The sequence below is a fragment of the Paenibacillus sp. IHB B 3084 genome (genome assembly GCF_001447315.1).
Taxonomy (GTDB): Bacteria; Bacillota; Bacilli; order Paenibacillales; family Paenibacillaceae; genus Paenibacillus.
In genome coordinates this window covers 27708-50966 of sequence record NZ_CP013205.1, presented here as the reverse complement: position 1 = coordinate 50966, position 23259 = coordinate 27708, and the positions used below count along the sequence as shown (strand labels likewise).

Sequence of the window (23259 nt, the reverse complement as noted above, 5' to 3'; positions counted from 1 at the left end):
CTCGACTCTAAGCTTTGACTGGAGTGGGGGCCTTGTCCTTTTTGGCGATTTTCAAATACTGATGTAATTCATGTGTAAGCTGTAACAATGCCGAACGAATTTCGAATTCCTCCCGGGTTGAGGGGAGCTCCATTTTTTTGAATTCCTCACGTACCTGCTCCAGCAACTTCTCCGTCTGTCCCGTATAATGTCCGGCCAGAACGTCATTGCTGAGCTGATCAAATAGCTCGGCTAAAAGTTTGGCCTGCGGCATATGCTGGTACATCTGCGAGATCAACTGCATCATATTTTGAATGGATTCCAGCTGTCCCCTGCGCATATAAAAGTACACATTCCAGCCCTCTTGCGGACGAAGCATCTGATTTTCCAATGAACGCCCTGCCTCGGTCACCCCTCTGGCTATGACGCTGTTTGCCTCTATAACTTCCTTGCCATCCCATATGTATGCCGGACTGCGTAATGTATTGGCCATATTTCTGAATATAATGGAAAACGTCCGGTCTACCTCCTGCCGGATTTGCTGCATGGTGTTATCGGAGCGCGGCATGTAGGCCAAATTGACGACCATCGCGGACCCTAATCCGATGACCAGCAGACACAGTTGGGTCAGCAGCACCTGCATATCAATCACACCACCGCTGAACACGCGGAAAACCACGACCGAACCCGTGACGATTCCTTCCTTAAAGCCCACCCGTACAATGACCGGAAACGCCGTTAAAATATATAATGCCAGTACCCAATCATGGAATCCGAATAGAACAAACAAAACACAAGCAAAAAGAAGCCCCACGACGGATGCAAAAAATCTCGCCGAAATGGTACGGAGGCTTCTCTTGCGCGTGACATCCACCCCCAAAATAGCCAAAAGCCCTGCCGAGGTGGCTCCATGAATGCCAAAACCATCCGCAATGAGTACGGCCATTAATGCGGCAATAGCCGTTTTAATCGTACGAAAGCCCATGAAAAAATTCTGTCCTCTCTGGATGAAATCTGTTTTCGTAAATTTTGAATCATTTTCATTTTCATGGTACTTTATTTTCACGTTTTACACAAATGTATAGAAGTTTGATTCCTATCGCTGAGGACGATCAGACAGCAACAGACGCTCGACATACACGACCGCCTGGTACATCAGTGTCGCTACGACCGCAATGATAAGCAGACTGGACATCACCAGGGTAAAATTAAATACCTGGAAGCCGTAGATGATCAAATAGCCCAACCCGTTTTTAGCCACCAGAAATTCACCGACGATCACGCCAACCCAGGCCATGCCGACATTCACCTTCAGTGTAGAGACGATAGCCGGAAAGGATGCAGGCAGAATCACCTTGCTAAACGTATCGCGCCGCGATCCACCAAATGTGCGAACCACCTTGATCAAATTCGAATCGACTTCCTGAAAGCTGTTATACACGACTAACGTCGTAATAATGACCGTAATTGAGAGGGTCGTCATTAGAATAGCGGTAAATCCCGCCCCAAACATGACGATAAAAATCGGACCCAGCGCCACCTTGGGCATACTGTTGAACACGACCATATAGGGGTCCAGCACCTTCGACAAAAACGGTGACCACCAGATCAGCACAGCCAGCAGTGTTCCCAGCAGCGTCCCAAGTAAAAAACCCGCTAACGTCTCTCCAACCGTGACACCGACATGCCCCCACAGCTCGCCGCTGACCACATCCTTGCCAATTTGGGAAAATATTTTGCTTGGATAGCTAAACAGCAGTACATCAATCCATTTCATCCGACCCGCAATTTCCCACAACACGAATAAAAACACTAAAATAGCTGTCTGTACACCCGTTACCAACCGCCGCTCCGAACGCCTTCTGCGTCGATACTCCTGATACAGCCCTTGAATCCAGTGCTGTCCAAGCCGGTCCGATTCGTCCTTCATCCTTGATTCACTCCTTTGCTCCCGAAACCTCCAGTTCACCCCATATTTCATGAAAAGCTCATTAAAGCCCGGCTGCTCGCGCGCATAAAAAGGCTGAACTTCCCGGATCGAATCCGGAATTTCAAAGGTACGCCGGATGTGGCCCGGATTTCGGCCCAACACAATTATCCGGTCGCTGACCGCAATCGCCTCGGCCAAATCATGTGTGACCAAAATAGCCGTCTTCCCCCGCTCACGCAAGGTTTCGGCAATCAGATCTTCCAGTTGGAGCTTGGTCTGATAATCCAGCGCGGAGAACGGCTCATCGAGCAGCAGCAGCCCTGGATTGGTCGCAAGTGTCCGTACCAGTGCCACACGTTGGCGCATCCCCCCGGATAACTGGGACGGATGCAGATGCTCCTTTCCTCCCAGCCCCATGCCTTCCAGCAGCAGTCGGGTCCGTTCACGCGAGTCCTCATCTACCCGGTTGCCCAGCTCCAGACCCAGCAGCGCATTATCCATGATCGTACGCCACGGAAACAGATAATCCTGCTGCAACATGTAACCGACCTCCGTACTCGGACCGCTTACAGGTCGGCCTTGCAGCAGCACCTGACCCGCCGCCGGGCGCAATAGACCGGCGATCATGGACAGGATTGTCGTCTTTCCGCAGCCGCTCGGGCCAACCAGACTGATAAACTCCCCTGACCCTACCGCAAAATCTATATTCTCAACCGCCAGCGACGCCTCACGGTCCGTTACATACACATGCGTCACTTGCTTCAGCTCCACAACCGGGACCGTTGCAGCCGAAGTGAGACTACTCCGTTCTTCGATCATGGCGAGCCTCCGGCATCTACGCCTGTTTCTGTGACTCCACTTGTTCCCGCTTTTGCAGGCTGGTCAGCGTTCCCCGATGAGTCTGTTGCAATCGCCTTCTCTGCAAAGCTCCGATTCACCAGTTGATCCAGCGCAACCGGACTTTTCAATTCACCCGCCGAAGCCATGACATCCTGTAAATTTTTCCATTCTTTTTCCTCAATTATCGGGTTCACAGCATAGGTGCCTTGTTCCTTGTAACGCTTGACACTACTGGTCAGAACCGCCAGATCTGTATCCTTGAAATAGGGCGTAATGGCTTCGGCAATTTGCTCCGGTGAATGCGTAGCAATCCACTGTTGTGCCCGGTATACAGCCTTTGTAAATTTTTGCGTGGCCTCACCATTTTCGTTTAGATAGCTTTGTTTCGCCATATATACGGTATAGGGTAGCTCGCCGCTCTCCACACCAATGGAGGCCACTACCCGTCCCCTACCTTCTTTTTCGAAAATAGATGCCTGGGGCTCGAATAACTGCACATAATCCCCCGTACCGGAACCGAAAGCAGAGGCAACATTGGCAAAATCAATATTTTGAATCAGCTTCAAATCCTTGTGTGGATCAATGCCGTGTTTGCGCAGCGCAAATTCCAACGACATTTGTGGCATTCCGCCCTTTCTTTGTCCAAGAAAATTTTGTCCTTTCAGCTCTTCCCAGTCAAAGCTACCCTGCGTTTGCCGGGCAAACAGAAAGGTTCCGTCCGTCTGCGTCAATTGGGCAAAATTAATGATGGGGTCCTCTGCCCCTTGCTGGTACACATAAATAGATGTTTCCGCACCAATAAGCGCGATATCCGCCTGATTGGACAACAACGCCGTCATCGTCTTGTCGCCACCGGGGATCGTCGCCAGTTGGACATCCAGTCCCTCCTGAGCAAACATCCCCTGTCTCAAGGCTACATACTGTGGCGCATAAAAGACCGTTCGGGCTACTTCGCCCAGTCTGATCTCAATCGTCTGCCCCCCTTTGGGTGCGCACCCGCCGAGCAGCAGCAATCCGAGCAGTGCCGCAGCCGCCACAGCTTTGAAACGAGCGCCGATGTTCATCCCTGTTCCCTCCCCACCTTTTTGCATTATAGACTTCATATATTGTTATGCGGCTGTCGATATAATCGTTAATCTCATACAAAAACCCCACGTTCGCCCATGAACGCGGGGTAGATGCACAAATGATGATGTTATAGCTTGTAAATCACAGCTTGTAAATGGAGGTGTATTTTTCTTCCAGATAATCAGCCAGATAATCCGGGTTCAGATCCTCACCTGTAATGGCTACAATCAGCTCGGACGGCGTCCGGCTCTTGCCATAACGGTAGATCCGTTCGGTCAGCCATTGCTTGATCGGCTCCAGCTCTCCCGCAGCAATCAGCTCATCCAGATTTGGAAGCTCCTTGCGCAGTGTCGCCAAAATTTGTGCTGCATACATATTGCCAAGCGAGTAAGAGGCAAAATAACCAAAATCACCACCGGACCAGTGAACATCCTGTAAAACGCCATACCCGTCATCCGACGGGAGAAGTCCCAGATATTCCTTATATTTTGCATTCCATACTTCTGGAAGGCGCTTCACATCCAGTTTTTCGTTAAACAGCATTTTTTCAATTTCATAGCGGATAATGATATGTAAGTTATATGTCAACTCATCCGCTTCAATACGAATCAGTGAATTTTCCACACGGTTAACGGCCAGGTAGAATTGCTCTGCTGTAACCTTCGCCAGACGGTCTGGAAAATGCTTTTGCAGGTCAGCATAATACCGATCCCAAAAAGCACGGCTGCGTCCAATCATATTTTCCCACAAGCGAGACTGGGATTCATGAATCCCCATGGAGGTTCCTTCGGAAAGCAGCGATCCTGCCAGCTCAGGCGCAATATTTTGCTCATACAGCGCATGACCACCTTCATGCAATGAGCTGAAAATTGCGCTAGTCACATCATTTTGCAAATAATGTGTTGTTATGCGCACATCACCCGGATTTAATCCTGTTGCAAAAGGGTGCACGCTCTCATCCAAACGACCTGCGTCGAAGTCATAGCCCATTTGTCTCAGAATGAACAGGCCGAACTTCTCTTGCTGCTTCACATCAAACACACCGTCCAGAAAGCTCGAATCCGGCTGGTTGGGTGATGCCTGAATTTTAGACAATAGTGGCACAAGGCGCTTTTTGAGACGATCAAACACAGCATCCAGCTTTTCAACCGTCATCCCGGGCTCATATTGATCCAAAAGCGTATCGTATTCCGTGTCCTTAACACCCCAATAACCGATAAACTCACGTTTCATCTCTACGATTTTAGACAAATAAGGCTCGAATCCGGCAAAATCGCTATGTTCCTTGGCATCCTCCCACTTGCTCTCCGCCTGAGCAGCGAGTACGCTGTATTCCCGATAACGGTCAGCCGGAACCGAACGGTTCAGCTCATAATTTTTGCGGCATTCCTCCACCAGTCTGCGGTCATTGTCCTCCAGTTGCTCCAGTTTGTCTTCTGCGGCAAAAATTGCAGCAATTGCCCCATTTCATCCGAAATAACCAGCTTGAACATTTCAGTAGACAGCATCCCCAATGTTTCCGAACGAATATCAACGCCCTTGCGCGGAGCACCTGTTCGTAAGTCCCAGTGCATCAAGCCCACGGCCTCGCCATAACTTTTGATTTTGTGTGCTAATTCTTTTAAAGCCGCCAATTGATTCAACGTCTGTTGCACCATAATTGAGGTCACCTCTTTATCTAAAAATGGATAAAACTTTATACTTCTTATACTTGATGATACTTATATTAAAAAGTATAATCAACACACAACTTGTACGACCAGCTCCTGGAGGCTTTGGAATCCGTCGGATTGTACATATTTTCCAAGGAGTAAAGCCTGATTGCCGGTCCGTGTGGATCGGAATTAGGCTTCTTCCATGCTGGTCTGCAAAAAAAAATGGTTCAACATTAAACAGTATACGGAGGGAACAATCGTGGATCACATCAAAGAGATTTTGGAATACAACCGCGTTTTCGTGGAAAACAAAGAATACGAAGCCTATCGTACAGGCAAGTTCCCTAATAAGAGAATGGTCATTATTACCTGTATGGATACGCGTCTAACCGAACTGCTACCCAAAGCCATGAACCTGCGCAATGGTGATGTCAAAATTATTAAAATGCGGGTGCGATTATCTCCCAGCCTTTTGGAAGCGTTATGCGTAGTGTGCTCGTTGCCCTATATGAGCTGGGAGCGGATGAAGTGCTCGTCATAGGCCATTACGAATGCGGTATGGCCGCGCTGAATGCCGACCACATGGTCAATGAAATGCTGGAGCGTGGGATTTCACAAGAGGTACTAAGCACTCTGGAAAATTCAGGGATTAAACTAAACAAATGGCTGAAAGGTTTTGACAACATCGAGGAAGGGGTTAGAAGTACCGTAAAGCTTATTAAGAATCACCCCTTGCTCCCGCCTAATGCGCCTGTTCACGGTATGGTCATCCATCCGGACACCGGGGAGTTAACGCTGGTTGTTGATGGAAATAAGCAGTAAAAATCCTATAATTAACATTTAAGAGGGTATCTTTAGGCCGTATTTTACGACCCAAAGATACCCTCTTTTTATGAAAATAAGCACATATGAGTGTATGGTGATCGGAGTTAATTTTGGCTAACCTGTGAACGGCCTATCTGAAAGTTGTCAAACCATACAGTTTCAGTGTACACTTTTCATGAAGCGGCAGAACACCTGCCGTAGAGCCGTTATAACCGTTATTAAGATGGATGAAGGAGATAAAATCTATGAATTTACTATCGTATGGTCTGTTGGGCCTTCTCGCCAGAGAAGAATCCTCCGGCTATGATCTGATGCTGCGTATCCAGCCTTTTTGGCAGGCTAAGCATAGTCAGATCTATCCACTGCTAGCGCGTATGGAAAGCAAGGAATTGCTTGCTTCCCGCTGGATTCAGCAGTCCGACAAACCTGATAAAAAATGTATACCATTACAGACAAGGGAATTCATATGCTTCAGCAATGGTCCCAGGAATCACTGGCCGCTCCGGTCACACGGGACGAATTAAGCCTTCGGCTGTTCTGTCTCTGGCTGACGGACAAAAGCAGTGCCAACCGTATGCTGGAGGAACGCAAACGTCATTTTATTCAGCGAATAAGGCACCTTGAGGATATTCTGAAGGACATTCCCGACGAGGATCTGCATTTTGGCAGCAAAAACTTCGGCGATTACATTCTCGTGCAAAAAGGGCTTATGAATGCCAAAGCGGGTCTGGAGTGGTGCCAAATGGTACTGCGTATGTTGCTTGCCGGAGATGTAAGAGCGGACACTAATCCATTTTCACTTAAACCATAAGACTGAATGCTTTAGTCCAATCATGCATAGGCTTTATATATCAATAAAATTTGAATGTTTTAAATTTTTTGAAACCCTTTTCTATCCGTTTCGTATTACTGGTAAGCGGCTGTTTGACCTATATCAAACCAACATACTAAGGGGATTATATTTACATGAAAAAAACATTTACTTTGAAAAATATGATGATGCTGATGATGGCTTTTACCCTGCTGATTGTTATGGTCGCACCATCTACAGCCGACGCGAGGCGAGGCGGCGGATTTAAATCCGGGCAAAAAACGTACCAATCTACACCGAGCAAGGCCACAAACAGCAACGGTGTCAATAAGTCCGATAGCGGCACCAAATCCAGTGCAACTGCGGGTAATACAAGCAGAACGGGTGGATTCCTTGGCGGTGGCGGCGGATTCCTGAAAGGCATGATGCTGGGTGGTTTGGCAGGTATGCTATTCGGCGGATTGTTCGGCAACATGGGCGCACTGGGAAGCTTGCTTGGCCTTGCGGTCAACGTTCTCGCTATATACGTCCTGATCATGGTCGGAGTAGGTATCTACCGTGCCATTAAAAATCGTCGCAGACCTGATGATTCCCGTGGAGGACGTTACTAAGCTATGATTTTAAGTATGGATGAAATTGTCAACGCCATCTGTCTGCATATGGCTGAACGCAAAGGCGTCCAGCCCACTGATGTGACAGTAGAATTGAGCTGGGAAGAGGATACAGGATACTCGGCAGAAGTCCATGTACAGGGTCGCAGCCAGTATCTGGTGGAAGCCAACATGATCGAGGCTATCCTGAGATACCTGCATTCCGAGTACAATATCCGTGCCTATCGCGAGCAAGTCAGACTGGATCTGGACGAAGAAATCACTGCCATTGTCCAGACTTGATGGAATAACGCATAGGGACATCTAACAGAATATGCAGTGAAACGGAAGAACCGACCTTCGCTTGATGCAAGGGTCGGTTCTTTTTTTTGTTCTATAGGACATAGCTAAATGTGTGGAACTGATAATACCGGAACCTGGGGCGCCCTTTCAAGCAGACCACTGCCGTACATTTCCCGAAATGGCTGCTCCTCCATATGAATGTACCCGATATAACAGCCGCATTCCTTCATCCGGCACGGACGCTTGGCACTTAGTCCTTCAAGGCCATCTCTGTACAAGTGACCCAGCACTCGCCGATCCTGATAGCAATGTTTTACACGCCCATCACCCTGTACGTAAAATACATCCTCTCCAGCTCGACACGCCCGTCCCTGACTACTATAATCATGCAAATTCCATTGGAAATAGGGATCTATAGCCGTTAATTCATCAATCTCGGCTTCGGTATAATAATGGGGTCGATCTTTATAGGCGTTAACCCACAAATAAACATCCTTCGGAAGCTGTGATCTCAAGGAATGAATAGCGGGAAAAGCCTGTCTCAGTCCCACGGTGCCGACACTATAGGAAATACCAAGTTCATATAACTTCATTCCTTGAGATATAAAAGCCTGCTCCTTCGTCTCTCCCGGATGATACGTCGCCCACAGCGCAGCCGTCTTCGGATTCAGTTCTCTGGCCCAATCCAGCTTAGTGGACAGATTCGTCTGTACAGCCACTTTATCCACATGCGCCATATGGGAAAACTCAATCATGGTCTTGCGGTACCAGGAATGAATGAGAGCTTCTCCATACGGATTAAAGAATACGGATAGTCGATGTCCCAAAGTTCCCTGCTCCCGTACCCAATCGGCAAAACGCTCCAGTTGCGCCCGATCCTTGTCCAATGTTTCACGACTATCCACGTTTTTGCTGAACGGGCAGTAAGGGCAAGCATAGTTACAGGAAGTCAACGAGCCACGATAATATAGGGTTGCTCTCATGCGCCTACGTAGCCTTCCATCCGCTCCCGTACTGCCGTGGAGATCATCCAATCGCCAATCGCATCGGAATAAGCCATTCCTTCCTCGGTCAGTCGCAGTGTGCCATCCACAACCATCGCCATACCAGATTGCAATAGCAAGGACATTCCTGCAAAATCGTCCGCCAGAGACGCATCGAAGCGCGCCGCATAAGCAGCTAGCTCCAGACCTTCCCGATGGAGAAGCGCCTTAAGAATAAAGCGCCGCTTGCTCTCCTCCACATTTAAAATAAAACCGTAGTCAGCCAGATCATGACGCTCGGCGGCGACATAATCAGCAATAATGCCACGCGTTGCCACTGCACTAACACCGTATCGACTGGCATAATGGACATTACGCGTATAAGAACGCGCACCGCAGCCCAGACCGGCCATGCCTTCCTCCTGACAGCTATATGGCAGCAACTCATTGCCGGGTGCATCCTCATTTTTGGCAAAACGACGCATGGAGTACTGCACATATCCCGCCTGTTGGAGTCTTTCACGTGCTACTTCGTACAAGCTCAGACGAATATCATGCTCCAGCCCGGTATAGCCCGGCTTTAAAATCGTATTTTCCCGAATGTATAATGGATAAATAAAAATTTCACCCGGTTCGTATGATAACGCCTCTTCCAGAGAATACAGCCAGGTTTCTGCCGTTTGACCGGGGAGACCATAGATCAAATCCACGTTCAACAGCGGAAAATCGTACTCTACCAGCCGCGCAAGCGCTTCGCGTACCAGCTTGGGCTTCTGAGGGCGGTATATGGCCGCACTCTCCGACTCCACAAAGCTCTGGATTCCCATGCTGACACGGTCCGTTTGGCGGCGCTTGAGCACCTCCAGCCGATCTTCGGTTACCGTATCCGGTGACGTTTCCACCGAAATGGAAGCATGTTCTGGGTCTAAGCCCATTATATTCTCAGCAATATCAAACAAACGTTCGACCAAAGGAGCCTCCAGCAAGGTTGGCGTACCGCCGCCGATCGCAAAGCGTGAAAAAGGCCGACCGCCCATAATTGGTGCCCATTGCCTAGCTTGTCTTTCAAGCGCATCCACATACTCCTTATGCACATCCAGCCGTTTGTCCGGCAAAGTGAACAGATTACAAAACCCGCAACGAGCCGCGCAAAACGGAATATGCATATACAAAAAATAGCTCTCCAGCTCCTCCTTCTCCCACAACTCTTGCAAGGAGAGCGGTGTATCAAAAGGCCGATAGGCCGTTTTATGCGGGTAAGAGTACAAATAGGAGCGGTAGGGAGCTTCACGGATCGTGCGTGCCCATTCAACAGGGTTCTCAGGCCATAGAGACCTAGATGTTGAGCCTGTGTCCAGCCCCGCAGGGGGATTGGCTCCTGCTCCCGTTAGAAGCGAGTGATTCAGATTCATGGCTTTCATTTCTGCTCCCTCCTCGCGCTGGATTGATTCTTTACATTTTACCAGTGCAGTCTATCATTTCTTTTTCCCTACAATACAAATTCGCGATAAGGTACATTCCATACTACCTCATGCGCCAGACGATGCCCTTCGTAGCCGTCTTCCCCATAAGCCGTGCCATGATCGGAAAAGGCCATGCAAAACGTCTTTCCCCGTTCTCGTAATGCGTCGAACAAACGTCCAAGCTGCCCATCCACATAACGCAAGGCTGCGCGTTGGGACTCCACCGAATCCTTGGCTGAGCCCTCCAGAAAATAGTGATTAGGGCCATGAATAGCTGACACATTCAGGAACAAAAACAGCCGCTGCGCCGGGTCTGCCTTCTCCAGCAGCTTTAGGGCATGATTTACCTGGTGCTCGGTTGAACGGTGATTCGTAACGCCGAAGGTCATACGCCAGTAGCTTTCCTGAAAATACCCCGGCAGCACCTTGGCAAGCTTGTTTTTTTTCGTAAAAAAAATAACACCGCCGATGCAAATAGTCCGGTAGCCCTCACCCGCCAGCCCGGATACAATATCCGGTGCATCAAACAGCCACGTATGCGGATGCGTACGCAGTCCCGTATCTTTAGTATGAAACAGCCGTATGTGAGATGCCTTATCCGTATTAGCCGGTGTAGGCAAGAATCCGCCAAAAAACGCATGATGTGCAGCATAGGTAAAGCTGCCCGGCGTATGGCGTTTTTCCCACGGCCCGGAGCCACACAGGTTCGGACAGTTTTCTTCCTCCAGCTTGGCTACATCGTAACGCAGCGTGTCAAGCGTAATCATGACAATATCATGAGAACCGACAATCTGGTTCATATCGGTCATAATAAGCCTTTCCTTTCCAAAGTTGCAGTCCCATTGGCGAGATGCAGCATTTCCCATTCATATGGATTCCACCCCTGATGTTTCACCCGGTATAACAGATCGCCGAACGGATTTACATCCAGCACGTAGGGACGACCACCATGTGCAGGAACCAGCACATCCAGCCCGGCAACCATAGAGACCGGAAAAGCGCTCATCGCGGCTTCCGCAATTTGCCGAACCGATTCTACCGTATCCTGCAGCAACCCGGCGTCCTCCAGCAACAGCCGTTCATTGCGCAAATGCAGATTCGTAATTGGGCTTCGGCTTAAACGTAAAACGGCATGACAAGCCTCTGATCCGCAAACAAGCTGGCGTACATCGTAAACACGTCCGTTCAGACTCGCTTTAGGTATCCAGCGTTCCACATGCACCCCTTCCGAGCATAGCCAGCCCAGGATAGCATGAATATCCTGCTTGTCCGTATAACGGCGCAAGCGTCCCGCATTGTAATACACACGCTGACCGTGTACGATTTCCGTTCCAATGGTGGTTACTGCCAGCTCTGCCCGTGTCCGCGGATGCACCTGATAGGCCATTACACCGGAAGCACCGGACCCGCAAAATATTTTCACAAACAGGCGGTGAATCCCGCTCTCCTTCATCGCCGCGTGCAGATCAGCAACATCACGAAAGATACCCTCTGATGATACAAGCACAGGTGGTACCCTTATACCCGCCTTGTCCAATACGATGCTGCAACGCCGTTTATCGAACATCACAGCCACTTCCGCCGGGTCATTCATCCAGCGCGAGGAGGGCCATAGCAGGGCCGCTTCATACCGCAGCCACGCCAGCAGACGGCAAAAGCCCCGGAACCATTGTGCCGGGTGCCAAATACGACCGTGCTGCTCCAGCAGGGCTCGCGCTTCTGCCGAAGATATACTTGTGCCATGTGCTGATTCTGCACACAGAAACAAAGAATCGTCTCCTTCTGCATCCGAGGCGCCCAAAGCGATCAATTCACGCTCTACCTCAAAGCTTTCACCGGGTGCATCCAGACGAAGCAGCGGACTAATGTCCGCCCTTCCCGTCTGTAACTGGCGAATGATCTCTTGCACATAAACACTAGCATTTACGCTGTCTGGCGCAGCCTGTGCAGCTATTCGGGCCAACAACTCCCCCAGACTTTGCTTCTCCCGGATGGCTTCCAGCACATTTTTATAGGAAATCTCAACAGCGGGCGGCAGCTTCAATCTACTTCGCGCCTCCTGTAATCCTGTGGTCCGCCGATTCCCCGGATTGCCAAACAAAATAAACGGCTCGCTGATATTGCTGTCTGATATCCCAACCATAAAGACGCCTCACTTTAATTTTTGAATAAGCTTGATCGTAAAGAGTCCTTTTTATGGATTACTCGGTCAACGATGGATAACGCCAATCATCTTCCTCGTCCGCTTGCTGCTGATCTTCTACATTCACAGACAGTCCGGAGTTTTTCCAACGTTTTACCATTTCATCCGACATATAATGATAGCTCAAATCCAGATGCTTTAGCCCTTTGATACTTTCACTAGCGAGCAGTGTCTCAGCCCCTTTATCGGACAACGTGCCTTGAGACAGATCCAGTACCTCCAGTTGTCCAATCACAGGTGCGTTTGCCGCAGCAATCGCGATTTCATCCTGTATTTCACTATCCTTCAGCCCCAAATAGGTCAGCTTTGGAAAAAGATTGTCATTCAGAAACGGTAATACATCCTTCATACCACCGTCAAAACCGTATTGATCCACGCCCAAATACAACTCCAGCTTGCGCAGCTCAGGCAGCTCGGCATTACGAATTTCCTGAAGGACACTCGCAGGTAAACCTCCGCAAATAATAACCAATTCCTGAAGGTTTTTATGCCGTAACGGCTCCAGGCTCAGGTCCTGACTTCCTTTGACATAAAAGGATTCCAAAGCTGGAAACGCCTCCAACAGCGGAGACAGATTCGTCTGGTTAATCCACGAAACCTCACACTCATCATATTCCATATCCCCGATAAACAGCTTACGCAGCTTCGGAAATTGATCTTTGTGCTTTACCAGTACCGGAATAAAATCCTCCGGTGATTGTTCATAGGCTCCGCCCCAGTCTCCAATAATCAAATCTGTAATTTCCGCGCTCTCTGGCTTACCTGCCTGTTCTTCAATAGACTTAGCCATCGTTTGACCATTCTCATAAGCTTCATAATCCACAACCAGCTTTACTTCCATCTCGTAATACCTCCGATCACTGATCTGAAAATGTAATAAATCCCTATCTCGTAAACTATCTATTTCCAGTTTAGTCTATCCTATCATACCAATGTTCGTCAAAAATAGACCCCTGACGACATCAATCCTATGTAAAATGTAAGCGATGAAATTAAACAAGGCAGCCCGGTAAAACTGCTCCGGTCTGCCCTGCGCTTATACTCCCTAATAAATCTCTACTATATAATACAAGAAATTTTGAAGCCGAATTATTGGCTAATGGTGATCGGTGAGTTATCAGACAGCAACGCAAGATTATTCACGATTACATTCTCTTCGTTGCTCAAGCCACTGGTAACCAGTGTTTGTGAGCCTGTCGTCTGAACCGTCTTCACTTCCTTGCGTTTCGCATGGTCACCATTCACAACGTATACATATTGTTTACCTTGATCCTTTTGAATCGCTGCGGTAGGAACGACAATACCTTCTTGCGCATTTGCAGCGACAAAGCTGATATCAGCCAGCATACCGGATTTCAGTTTCACGTCCGGATTAGCCACCGAAATTTTCACAGGATATCCTTTTCCACTTGCGTCCAACGGGCTTACATTTTTAACGGTACCTGTTGTCACAATATTGGAAGCTGCTACACGTACCTGTACCTTGTCGCCTGCTTTTACATTGTTGATTTGCTCAGCCGGTACATAGATCAGTGTATTAACTGTACTCAGGTTGGCAATGACCAGCGCAGGAGCCTGTGCGGATACCATTTCGCCTACTTCTGCATTTTTCGTACCTACAATACCGTTAATCGGTGATGTAATCACTGTATCGTCGAGTGCGTCCTGAGCGATGCTCACATTGAGCTGAGCCTGATTGAGAGACTGTTGGCTGGACTCGATAACCGCTGTATTTTGAGATACCTTCAGTTGATTTTGTGCATTGCTGTAGCCGCTGTTAGCATTACTGTAGCTGTTTTTTGCTGAATCGTAGCTGTTACGGGCTGTAGTGAGCGCCTTCCGAGCAGCCACCAGTTGATCCTGGGCATTAGCCTGTGCGTTTTGCGCATTGTTGTATGCCGCTTCAGCGTTCACAACGGCTGTTTTTGCTTGTTCCAATTGTGCTTGGGTACTCGCACCCGCGTCAAACAGGCTTTGAGTACGTGTCACATTTTTCTGAGCATCCGCCAGCGCTTGCTGCGTTTGCTTCACTGTATTGGCGGCCGAGGAGACGCCGTGTGTCGCCTGTTCTACGGCTGTAGTAGCCTGATTAATGGCTCCCTGCGCCTGATTGATTGCGCTTTGGGACTGAATCACGCCGCTTTTGGATTGTACTACGCCCGAGTTGGCTTGAACCATCGTCGATTCATGGGAGGCCTGAGCAGAGCTCACTCCTGCTGCTGCCGCGGCGGCGGCGGCGCGGGCTTTCGCTACATTATTCCGCATGTCCTTGTCATCAAGCTTGAACAGCACTTGACCTTTTTTGACCTCTGAGCCAATATCCACAGGCAGTTCAACTACTTTACCACCCACTTTTGGCACAATATTCACCGTCTCCGAAGGTGTTACCGTTCCTGTATAAATGTTCCCTTGCCCAATGATACCCTGCTGCGCTTGGCTAATCTTGACAGGCACGACCATATCCTGCGCCGCTCCGCTATTACTGGAGCAGCCTGCCAGCACTGCGCCGCCGAGCACTAAGGCCGCTAATGTACTTTCTACTCTCAATATTTTCATGATAATTCCCTTTCTTTCTGTCCGTGGAAATAATGTAAGCCATCCAGTCGATATTTTGTAGTTATTTTGATTAAGCCTCCGGCTGTGTCTTTGCTTTCTTCCTTTGAATAAACAAAAAGATCAGTGGAATCGTGCAAAACAGCGGTATGGATGAAATGAGGAACGTATCCCCAATCCCTCTCGATGTGGCATCCAGCGTGATTAAACCACTTACAGATGACACCCAAGAGCTGCCCAACGTCGCTTGCAGCGCATGAGCCGCGTCCGGTGTAACAGTCTCCGAAATTTGTTGGGCATGAGCTGCCGAACGGCTTTGCATAATCGCTGTCAACACTGCAATGGCCATAGATGCTGCAACGGTACGCACCAGATTGGATGCTGTAGACGCATTCGCTACCTTGCTCGGATGAACTGCGTTCATACCAACGGTAGACAATGGCATCATACAAATACCGATTCCAAGACCTCGGAATGCCATTACGGTTTCCAGCCAAATATGCGGTGTGTCTGGCGTAAGTTGATGCAAATGGTATGTCATAAAGCTGGTCAGTGTCAGGCCAACAAGTCCCAGAGGTACAATGCCGAACTTATCAAATAACCGCCCCGCAATCGGCATCATAGCCGCCATTGCAATCGCCTGTGGAATGAGGATGATTCCGGTATCAATTGGTGACACATGCTGAATATTTTGCAAAAACAACGGTGTCAAAAAAGTTCCTCCATACATCCCCATCATGACGAAACTAGAGGCAATGACACTAATCGTATATTTTGAATTTTTGAATAATGAAATTTCGATTACAGCATTGTCTTTTCCGCTTTCTACATAAATGAGAAAGACAAGCGCCCAGAAGGCGACGAACAGTAGAGATACAATTTTAAAAGAAGTCCAGCCATCATGCTGTCCGTTTGTCAATGCGTACAAGAGTGTTCCTGCACAAGTTGCGGCCAGCAAAAAACCAGGTAAATCAAACGGCTTTGGCTTTACTTTAGGCGGCTCCTTGATCAGAAGAATAACCATTAAAATTGCAAATAAAGCTACCGGCACACTGACAATAAACAAGAAACGCCAGTTAAGCCATTCAATTAAATAGCCACTCAGTGTAGGTCCAACGGCTGGAGCCGCCATTGCGGCGATCCCCCATATCCCAAGGGACATACCGATTTGTTCACGCGGCATGATTTTGTAAATAATCGTCATACTCAGCGGCATAATGACACCGCCTCCCAGACCAGCCAGCACCCGTGCTGCGATCAGGGAAGAATCACTCCATGCAAAAATACATATTCCCGTTCCCAGCGAGAACACGCTGAGCGCAAGTATTAAAAACTTTTTGTATCCGATGCGCTGCTCCATATATCCGGTAATCGGGACGATTACACCAGATGCAAGCGTGTAACCTGTAATAACCCACTGAATACGTGTCGTCGTTGATCCTAAGTCCGTCGTCAATCGAGGAATGGCGACATTGATCAGACTGTTGTTCAGAATGGCGACAAAGGCGCCTAAAACGATGGCAAAAAAAGCAAGCCAGCGTTCTTTGGAAGAATCTGTCGAAGGAGCAGCAGCAGTTTCATTGGCAGCCACATGGACCCCTCCTTTTTAAGGTGTATGAATTTTAACTTCCACGTTCGTTCCTGGAATGAGCTTCATATCCTTCGGCTTGTTAACAGCAATTTCTACAGGCACACGCTGGGTCACCTTGTTAAAGTTACCGCTTGTGTTTACCGCAGGAATGAGCGAGAACACCGCATTCGAGGCTTCTCCCACTTTACGCACTTTGCCTTGAATCGTCTTGTCACCTGCTGCATCAAGCGTAATGTCAACAAGCTGTCCCGGTTTAATACGGTCAATATCGGTTTCTTCAATATTCGTGGAGACATACAGGCTGTTCATATCAACCATGGTCGCAACAGCACTGCTCGGAGAACCGATTTCATGCTCCTTCGAATAAATCTTAATGACGGTACCGTTGATCGGCGCACGCAGTACGGACTTGCTGATCATGCTGGAATCCAGCCCCGATACATCCTGCTCGGCAATCGGTTCATTACGCTGAAGGACATCGCCTTCCTCCACATCAATGTGTGTAATCTCTCCGGAAATTTGCGGCATTACCTTATACTGATCCGCTTGAATGCGCGCATCGTCACTCTTAACAAAGTGTGTTGTCTGGTACCAATAATAGTAGCCAATGACCCCACCGCTCAGAACGAGCAGTACGATGAGAATTGGCAGTACGGTTTTCTTACTCACTTCTTCCACCCCTGTTGTCCAAAAAATTTTATTATTCAACGCTAATATTTTAATTTTGAAATATTAGACCATCAAACCAAACCGAGAACGTAAAATAAGCACATGGCAGCATACCATGCAAAAAGAAAGAACATTATCTATGTACATAGGCAATCCTTGTCTATGCTCACACACCGTCTCCTTTTATATTTAAATATTTTCATATAAATATCGTACATTGAAATATTATAGTTACATTTATCTATTCAGGCAATATAAATTTTCAGTTTTTCAAAAAAATTTTCATAAAAAAGAGCCTTGGGAAACAAGGCTCTTTCAACGAAAAGGTATTACTTACATTTAAAGGGTTTCAAAAAAATAAACTAAGAGAGAAGCAAAGGTCCCCCTGACCGTTCTTTACGGTTTTTGGCCTCCTGCTGCTCTTTTTTGTTCTTATCCAGCCTGTTGCTATTGCCCTGTGATCGTTGTTCCCCCAGGCAGGCTCCGCAACGACATCGTTCTGTTGTCGCGTGTACATCCTCTCTGGAATCCCGCAATAGCCGAACGTAATCCAGAGATTGCTGTAAAGAAGCAGGACCCGGGATAAAGCGGATTTTTTTGCCTTCCAGCAGACAGTAGACCTCAATAAGCTGCGGAAGAGCGCCAAATGCATAATAACAAAAAACATTCGTCAAATGTTGAAATGTATGAATAACGTTGGGATTATAATCCACGATGTATTTCTGAATCAGCAAGGAATCGGCTCCAGCTGACAGTTGCCAGGCAGCCTGCACAATAAGTGAAATGTCGACCTCAAGCTCAGGGACCGGCGTGCAAAATTGCTCATACAACATCACCGGCACTGACAAGTCCCTATATAATGCACAAATTTTAGACAGCTCGCCTGACACTTTATTTTTAACGTCCCAGTAATGGAACAACGATTCGAAGCCGGTTGGTTGGTTGGGCCACCATTTCTCCAGCACGTACTGGACGGGGATTTCCCGCCGCACCTCTACTTCCATTCCGAAGTATTCATTTAGCGCATGCCCTACCGCATATTGAACCCGTTGCCTCCAATTCCAGCCTTCACGCCCGCGTTTTCCCTGTGATTGACGGGTAGACTGCGGAGTTCTCCACATCTCTTCAAGCTGATAGTCGTGCAGAAGAGGAAAGCCGCTTAAGCTATCGCTATTGCGCATACCTATCCCTCGCTCTCTTCTCAGGACACCCCAATACCAGCCTGTGCAAATTGTCTTCCGTAAGCCCGGCAATTTTCCTTCTCATCGTCCAGTGGGTTGAATTCGATCTTCAAGCTCTCCTGAATAACAGTTGCGCCGCGTTCTTTGACTTTTTCCTCTACCAGATCAACAGCGCCGCAGAATTGTGTATAGGATGTATCTCCGCTGCCAAATACAGCGGTCTTTTTACCGGATAGATCAAGCTCATCCAGTTCCTCGTAAAAATCTAAAAATTCATCAGGAAGCTCACCATCTCCCCATGTATATACACCCAACAGGAATCCGTCATAACCGAGCAGTTCCTGCGCGCTGCAATCATACGAAGCCTTCAACTCCGCCTCATGTCCTGCCTGGCGGACGCCTTCGGCGATCAATTCCGCAATTTCCTCTGTATTACCAGTCATACTGGCATAAGCAATCATGATTTTACCCAAGTTCATCCCTCACTTTTGTTTGGCATATGGAATGCATTCATTCCTACTACTCAAATAATATTTGATAATGATTCTCATTGTCAAATATTAATTTCAAAAAGTGTTTTATACTTGCTAAAACATACGCAAAACAGCCGCATAACATGCGGCTGTTCGCTGATAAATCCTATGAATAAGCTGCTTTAACAAGAAGCTTGTTATTTATTGCAACCATTATTTATTACGCCAGTACAGTTCATTCCATTGCAGCTCCTGACGGAACTGACGGATGTTCGTGTTGTTGTCAATAACGACGGCTTCTATGCCTGTCAGCTCTGCATAATCCAGCAACTGCTCAGTGGTTACAGCATAGGACAACACCGTATGATGTGCTCCACCCGCATGAATCCATGCTTCTGCAGATACTTCAAGCGAAGGCTCTGGTTTCCACAACACGCTGGCTACAGGCAGCTTCGGCATTTGCTTTTTATTTTCCACAGCTTGGATTTGGTTAATGATCAGACGGTAACGTCCTCCCAGCTCAATGATGGATGCTACGAGCGCCTTACCCGGTTTGCCTTCAAAAATAAGACGAGCTGGATCGGCTTTGCCGCCAATACCCAATGGTTGAACATCAATACGCGGTTTGTTTACAGCAATCGTCGGACAGACCTCCAGCATATGAGAACCCAAATTCAGCTCATTGCCCGGCTCCAAATGATACGTGTAATCTTCCATAAAGGAAGTATCCACATTGTTGGCCATCAGCTTCATCAGACGCGTTAACGCTGCCGTTTTCCAGTCACCCTCGCCGCCGAATCCGTAACCTTGGGCCATCAAACGCTGAACCGCCAAACCAGGCAATTGTTTCAGACCATGCAGGTCTTCAAACGTTGTCGTAAAGGCTCCAAATTCTCCGTCCTGCAAAAACTTTTTCAAGCCCAGCTCAATACGAGCCTGCTCCAAAATAGAATCACGTACTGCACCCGGCTGCTTGGCTTCTGCGGACAGCTCATACAGGTCATGGTATTCCTCGAACAGAGAGTTGATATCCCCTTCTGACACGTTATTAACGACCTCAACCAGATCACCGACACCATAGCCGTTGATCGACCAGCCCAACTGGGCCTGAGCAGATACTTTGTTACCGTCAGTAACAGCTACTTCACGCATATTGTCACCAAAGCGGGCTACTTTGAGATTTTGGCTTTCGCTATAAGCAGCAGCCGTGGACATCCAGCCGCCGATGCGTTTCTGAACGCCTTCTTCCTCCCAATAGCCGACAACCACTTTACGAGTTACACCCAAACGGGCACCGATAAAGCCAAATTCACGGTCACCATGCGCGGATTGGTTCAGGTTCATAAAGTCCATATCAATACTATCCCAAGGGATATCACGGTTAAATTGAGTATGCAGGTGCAGCAAAGGCTTTGCCAAACGCGTCAAGCCAGCAATCCACATTTTCGCTGGAGAAAATGTATGCATCCAGGTAATAATCCCTGCGCACAGGTCATCCCCGTTCGCATCAATAATAAGACGGCGAATCGCGTCAGAATTCGTCAGAACCGGCTTTAATACCACTTCAAATGGTAAATGACCACTTTGGTTCAATCCCTCTACAATTTGACGAGAATGCTCTTGTACCTGATCAAGTGTCTCGGATCCATACAAATGCTGACTTCCTGTAGCAAACCAATATTTAAACGGTTTCATAATTAAAAATTCCTCCTGTCAGGAAATAAGTATAATTGTAGCTGTGTTAACAGATAAACTATTATGTACGTACAATCCAATCTATTTCTCATAATTATGATGAAAAATGATTAGTTGTACGTACAAGTGGGATTGATTTCATTTTAATATGGAAGCGCTCTAATTACAAGTGTATTCGGCAAAAAAATATTTTTTTGCCTGCCAGGCTGTTGGCTTCTTCATAAAGGCTGTATGCTTCTGTACTCTCATGAACGTACTTATGAAAAATGCCAAGCCTTATGATTAGGACCTGGCATTTTTCGCATGACGGACAGGCTCAACTTATTTCCTTGATTACTATCGTATAATTCCCGTCAAGTAATACATCTCAATTCCTTACTTGGTTACGGTCAGATCGGATAGAACCTTATCATTTGCAGCTTGGAAGATTCGATGGATATCTTCACGATCTTCCTCATACGGAAGGAATAGAGAAATTTGAAGACCACTTCCTGTATGTGCAGACTCAAAGAAAATCGCTTTTCCCCGCCAACCTGCTCCTTCCCAGCCTTCAAAGTGCTGAGCATGTTTATGTCTTCCTGCATTTCACCCAAGTAGTTGAACACGATAGGCAACTGTTCAAGTCCCTTTTTTAGGATGCTGCTGGATTGTGGATAAGCAGGTTCCATCTCTTTGTTAAAGATCAGATTTAAGAAATTCAAGTGACGATTTGTGGCGATATCCAATAGTCTCTGGATATCGTTTTCATAGGATATCATCCCTTCCTTAGGAGTAAGGCAGGAATATGATCAATATATTCTCCCACTGACCCAAAGAAGTTCCGATCCCCATACTGTCTTCCATACTGCGTCAACCATATTGGAACTTCTAGCTGTTCGAAATAGTCGCTAAAAACTGGAACGCCATGTGCAATGTAATATCCCACAGGCTAGAATCACACCACGGGTTATACTCATTCTAGTATAGCCGAGCGAAGCAAACTAGAAATCTATACCGACTGGAAGGCGAAACCTACAGAGCAGCAACAGTTCAAACTGCGTATACAGTACGCCGATCCAGATACAAAACCAGCACCAAAACCGTTCCAGAGCCAGAAATACTAAAAATGCCAAGCCCTGTGATGAGGGCCTGGCATTTTGCATGCGTGGCTTATGAATTTGGATCAAGCTCTAGCTTATGTCCTCAGTAACGGAAGTTGGGGTTGCTCTTCCAATTTCCTCTGAAGGAATCTCAACCTGGCGAATATCCTTGACCAGAAACATGATCAAGCCGCACAATGCGGTAATCAGTCCGCTGAAAAACAGCACCTCGCTCAGAGCAAACCGTAAAGCTAACGCACCACCAATCAAGGCTCCTAATGGCAGGGCTGCGCTCGACAGGGTGTTTAGAAAGGATGCCACCCGTCCCATTAACGGCAGCGGGGTAATAATTTGAATCAAGGACGTTTGCAGTACATTGATGATGCCTGTAAAAATACCTAGCAACAGGGCGGCCAGCAGCTTCATCCACATCTCCGGCACAAGGGAAAACACGTAGATCGCCAGCCCCATGGCTACCCAGGAGACCGCAATGGTGATGCCGTTCTTTTTCAATACACTGACCAGAAAGGAACCGACAAAAATACCGATAAAATAGGCCACATACAGTAAGCTATAATAGATCGGTGAGCCATAGGATACCGCAATGGAAGGTATGGCAATCACCAAGATCGCCATCGAAAAGTTCGTCAGGGCAAAGAACGGAAGCATAATTCTCAGGAAGGTGTGCCGTTTTACAAAAAGATATCCTTCTTTCAGCTCCCTCAGATAGTATCCCAGCTTCAGTGAACCTTTACCGTTCGTGTCCTCCATCGCAGGAGCGTCGATTTGCTTGCTGAGCCTGATATACACAAAGCCTGCCAGAAACAGCATTGCGCTGGCTAGAAAAAACGTGTTTTTCATCCCCATGGCGATAATGAGCGAGGCTCCAGCCAGATATCCGGCGATATTAATCACCTGATCCGTCGACGAAATCATGGAATTCGCCCGGACAATCAAATCCGGCGAGCCTACCAGTTGCGGCAGCATTTTACTGTTGGCCGGATAAAACAGTGTAGAGAAGCAGGATGCAATAAAAACAATAACAAGGATAGCGACCAGATTAACCATCCCGTCCTGAATGAGAAACGGGACAGCCAAAATGAGCACAGCCTGCGTAAACAAGGCGATACTGGCCAACAAAGGCGGTGAATAGCGATCCACCAAAGGACCCACGAGAAAGCTGAAAATCGACGCCGCAGATACGGCCGTATACGTGAAGCTGGTCATCGCCACCGACTGTGTCGATTGCTGTACAAAATACAGCAGGACGATAGAATAAATGCTGTCCGCAATGTTGGCAGAAGTACGGGAAGCAAAGAAACGGATAAAACGACGATCCTTAAACAATTGATTCACATCTTCATCTCC

At 47.7% G+C, this 23259-nt stretch carries 18 protein-coding genes and 4 pseudogenes; 4 read left to right on the top strand and 18 right to left on the bottom strand.

The window, feature by feature from the left end; genetic code table 11:
- Nucleotides 1-7: 7 nt before the first annotated feature.
- The 5 genes and pseudogenes from ASL14_RS26135 to ASL14_RS26115 form a co-directional block, all read right to left on the bottom strand.
- Nucleotides 8-964: an aromatic acid exporter family protein gene (locus tag ASL14_RS26135; RefSeq protein ID WP_134914726.1), complete on the bottom strand. Its 957-nt coding sequence runs from the start codon at nucleotides 962-964 to the stop codon at nucleotides 8-10.
- Nucleotides 965-1075: 111 nt separating this feature from the next.
- Entirely contained in the window at nucleotides 1076-1909 is an 834-nt protein-coding gene (locus tag ASL14_RS26130) for an ABC transporter permease (RefSeq protein ID WP_134914725.1), read from the bottom strand.
- Nucleotides 1910-1916: 7 nt separating this feature from the next.
- Nucleotides 1917-2728, bottom strand: a pseudogene (locus tag ASL14_RS26125) (ABC transporter ATP-binding protein).
- A complete protein-coding gene (locus tag ASL14_RS26120; RefSeq protein ID WP_134914724.1) occupies nucleotides 2725-3813 on the bottom strand; it encodes an ABC transporter substrate-binding protein in 1089 nt (362 codons plus the stop codon). The pseudogene ASL14_RS26125 and the gene ASL14_RS26120 overlap by 4 nt, the downstream one beginning before the upstream one ends.
- Nucleotides 3814-3958: 145 nt before the next feature.
- Nucleotides 3959-5475, bottom strand: a pseudogene (locus tag ASL14_RS26115) (carboxypeptidase M32).
- A 256-nt stretch (nucleotides 5476-5731) separates the two neighbouring features.
- On the opposite strand from ASL14_RS26115, the pseudogene ASL14_RS26110 reads away from it, so the two are divergent.
- From ASL14_RS26110 to ASL14_RS26095, 4 genes and pseudogenes are all read left to right on the top strand, one after another.
- A pseudogene (locus ASL14_RS26110) lies at nucleotides 5732-6294 on the top strand (beta-class carbonic anhydrase).
- 248 nt (nucleotides 6295-6542) lie between these two features.
- Nucleotides 6543-7108 (top strand): annotated as a pseudogene (locus tag ASL14_RS26105) (PadR family transcriptional regulator).
- A gap of 155 nt (nucleotides 7109-7263) precedes the next feature.
- Nucleotides 7264-7719, top strand: a complete 456-nt coding sequence (locus ASL14_RS26100; RefSeq protein WP_044647776.1) for a hypothetical protein — start codon at nucleotides 7264-7266, stop codon at nucleotides 7717-7719.
- A gap of 3 nt (nucleotides 7720-7722) precedes the next feature.
- Nucleotides 7723-8001, top strand: coding sequence for a YxcD family protein (locus tag ASL14_RS26095; protein WP_134914723.1), 279 nt, complete (start codon nucleotides 7723-7725; stop codon nucleotides 7999-8001).
- Nucleotides 8002-8105: 104 nt separating this feature from the next.
- On the opposite strand, the gene ASL14_RS26090 is transcribed toward ASL14_RS26095, so the two are convergent.
- The 13 genes from ASL14_RS26090 to ASL14_RS26030 all read right to left on the bottom strand — a co-directional run bounded on the left by ASL14_RS26090 (nucleotide 8106) and on the right by ASL14_RS26030 (nucleotide 23247).
- Nucleotides 8106-8984, bottom strand: a complete 879-nt coding sequence (locus tag ASL14_RS26090; RefSeq protein WP_134914722.1) for an STM4011 family radical SAM protein — start codon at nucleotides 8982-8984, stop codon at nucleotides 8106-8108.
- A complete protein-coding gene (locus ASL14_RS26085) occupies nucleotides 8981-10405 on the bottom strand; it encodes an STM4012 family radical SAM protein (RefSeq protein ID WP_134914721.1) in 1425 nt (474 codons plus the stop codon). Before ASL14_RS26085 ends, ASL14_RS26090 begins: the two co-directional genes overlap by 4 nt.
- Nucleotides 10406-10473: 68 nt before the next feature.
- Nucleotides 10474-11256: an STM4013/SEN3800 family hydrolase gene (locus ASL14_RS26080; RefSeq protein ID WP_134914720.1), complete on the bottom strand. Its 783-nt coding sequence runs from the start codon at nucleotides 11254-11256 to the stop codon at nucleotides 10474-10476.
- Complete coding sequence (locus ASL14_RS26075) at nucleotides 11253-12590, bottom strand: STM4014 family protein (protein WP_134914719.1); 1338 nt, start codon at nucleotides 12588-12590, stop codon at nucleotides 11253-11255. The genes ASL14_RS26080 and ASL14_RS26075 overlap by 4 nt, the downstream gene beginning before the upstream one ends.
- Nucleotides 12591-12648: 58 nt before the next feature.
- Complete coding sequence (locus tag ASL14_RS26070) at nucleotides 12649-13491, bottom strand: STM4015 family protein (RefSeq protein WP_134914718.1); 843 nt, start codon at nucleotides 13489-13491, stop codon at nucleotides 12649-12651.
- 248 nt (nucleotides 13492-13739) lie between these two features.
- Nucleotides 13740-15206, bottom strand: a complete 1467-nt coding sequence (locus ASL14_RS26065) for an efflux RND transporter periplasmic adaptor subunit (protein ID WP_134914717.1) — start codon at nucleotides 15204-15206, stop codon at nucleotides 13740-13742.
- Between the two features lie 70 nt (nucleotides 15207-15276).
- Entirely contained in the window at nucleotides 15277-16794 is a 1518-nt protein-coding gene (locus ASL14_RS26060; protein WP_134914716.1) for a DHA2 family efflux MFS transporter permease subunit, read from the bottom strand.
- A 15-nt stretch (nucleotides 16795-16809) separates the two neighbouring features.
- Entirely contained in the window at nucleotides 16810-17463 is a 654-nt protein-coding gene (locus tag ASL14_RS26055) for an HlyD family secretion protein (protein WP_134914715.1), read from the bottom strand.
- A 362-nt stretch (nucleotides 17464-17825) separates the two neighbouring features.
- Entirely contained in the window at nucleotides 17826-18644 is an 819-nt protein-coding gene (locus tag ASL14_RS26050) for a hypothetical protein (RefSeq protein WP_134914714.1), read from the bottom strand.
- Between the two features lie 20 nt (nucleotides 18645-18664).
- Nucleotides 18665-19123, bottom strand: coding sequence for a flavodoxin (locus ASL14_RS26045; protein ID WP_043922447.1), 459 nt, complete (start codon nucleotides 19121-19123; stop codon nucleotides 18665-18667).
- 207 nt (nucleotides 19124-19330) lie between these two features.
- Nucleotides 19331-20812, bottom strand: a complete 1482-nt coding sequence (gene araA, locus ASL14_RS26040; RefSeq protein WP_134914713.1) for an L-arabinose isomerase — start codon at nucleotides 20810-20812, stop codon at nucleotides 19331-19333.
- Between the two features lie 389 nt (nucleotides 20813-21201).
- The gene (locus ASL14_RS26035; RefSeq protein WP_134914712.1) at nucleotides 21202-21570 is read right to left on the bottom strand and encodes a hypothetical protein; all 369 of its coding nucleotides are present in this window, start codon (nucleotides 21568-21570) and stop codon (nucleotides 21202-21204) included.
- Between the two features lie 411 nt (nucleotides 21571-21981).
- Entirely contained in the window at nucleotides 21982-23247 is a 1266-nt protein-coding gene (locus ASL14_RS26030; protein ID WP_134914711.1) for an MFS transporter, read from the bottom strand.
- Nucleotides 23248-23259: the final 12 nt, after the last annotated feature.

What these genes read in the sequence shown, in the direction of transcription:
- ASL14_RS26100 (WP_044647776.1), top strand. Translation starts at nt 7,264, where the DNA reads ATGAAAAAAACATTTACTTTGAAAAATATGATGATGCTGATGATGGCT.
- ASL14_RS26130 (WP_134914725.1), bottom strand. Translation starts at nt 1,909, where the DNA reads ATGAAGGACGAATCGGACCGGCTTGGACAGCACTGGATTCAAGGGCTG.
- ASL14_RS26065 (WP_134914717.1), bottom strand. Translation starts at nt 15,206, where the DNA reads ATGAAAATATTGAGAGTAGAAAGTACATTAGCGGCCTTAGTGCTCGGC.
- ASL14_RS26075 (WP_134914719.1), bottom strand. Translation starts at nt 12,590, where the DNA reads ATGGTTGGGATATCAGACAGCAATATCAGCGAGCCGTTTATTTTGTTT.
- ASL14_RS26045 (WP_043922447.1), bottom strand. Translation starts at nt 19,123, where the DNA reads ATGAACTTGGGTAAAATCATGATTGCTTATGCCAGTATGACTGGTAAT.
- ASL14_RS26085 (WP_134914721.1), bottom strand. Translation starts at nt 10,405, where the DNA reads ATGAAAGCCATGAATCTGAATCACTCGCTTCTAACGGGAGCAGGAGCC.
- ASL14_RS26095 (WP_134914723.1), top strand. Translation starts at nt 7,723, where the DNA reads ATGATTTTAAGTATGGATGAAATTGTCAACGCCATCTGTCTGCATATG.
- ASL14_RS26050 (WP_134914714.1), bottom strand. Translation starts at nt 18,644, where the DNA reads ATGCGCAATAGCGATAGCTTAAGCGGCTTTCCTCTTCTGCACGACTAT.
- ASL14_RS26135 (WP_134914726.1), bottom strand. Translation starts at nt 964, where the DNA reads ATGGGCTTTCGTACGATTAAAACGGCTATTGCCGCATTAATGGCCGTA.
- araA (WP_134914713.1), bottom strand. Translation starts at nt 20,812, where the DNA reads ATGAAACCGTTTAAATATTGGTTTGCTACAGGAAGTCAGCATTTGTAT.
- ASL14_RS26090 (WP_134914722.1), bottom strand. Translation starts at nt 8,984, where the DNA reads ATGAGAGCAACCCTATATTATCGTGGCTCGTTGACTTCCTGTAACTAT.
- ASL14_RS26080 (WP_134914720.1), bottom strand. Translation starts at nt 11,256, where the DNA reads ATGACCGATATGAACCAGATTGTCGGTTCTCATGATATTGTCATGATT.
- ASL14_RS26035 (WP_134914712.1), bottom strand. Translation starts at nt 21,570, where the DNA reads ATGATATCCTATGAAAACGATATCCAGAGACTATTGGATATCGCCACA.
- ASL14_RS26120 (WP_134914724.1), bottom strand. Translation starts at nt 3,813, where the DNA reads ATGAACATCGGCGCTCGTTTCAAAGCTGTGGCGGCTGCGGCACTGCTC.
- ASL14_RS26070 (WP_134914718.1), bottom strand. Translation starts at nt 13,491, where the DNA reads ATGGAAGTAAAGCTGGTTGTGGATTATGAAGCTTATGAGAATGGTCAA.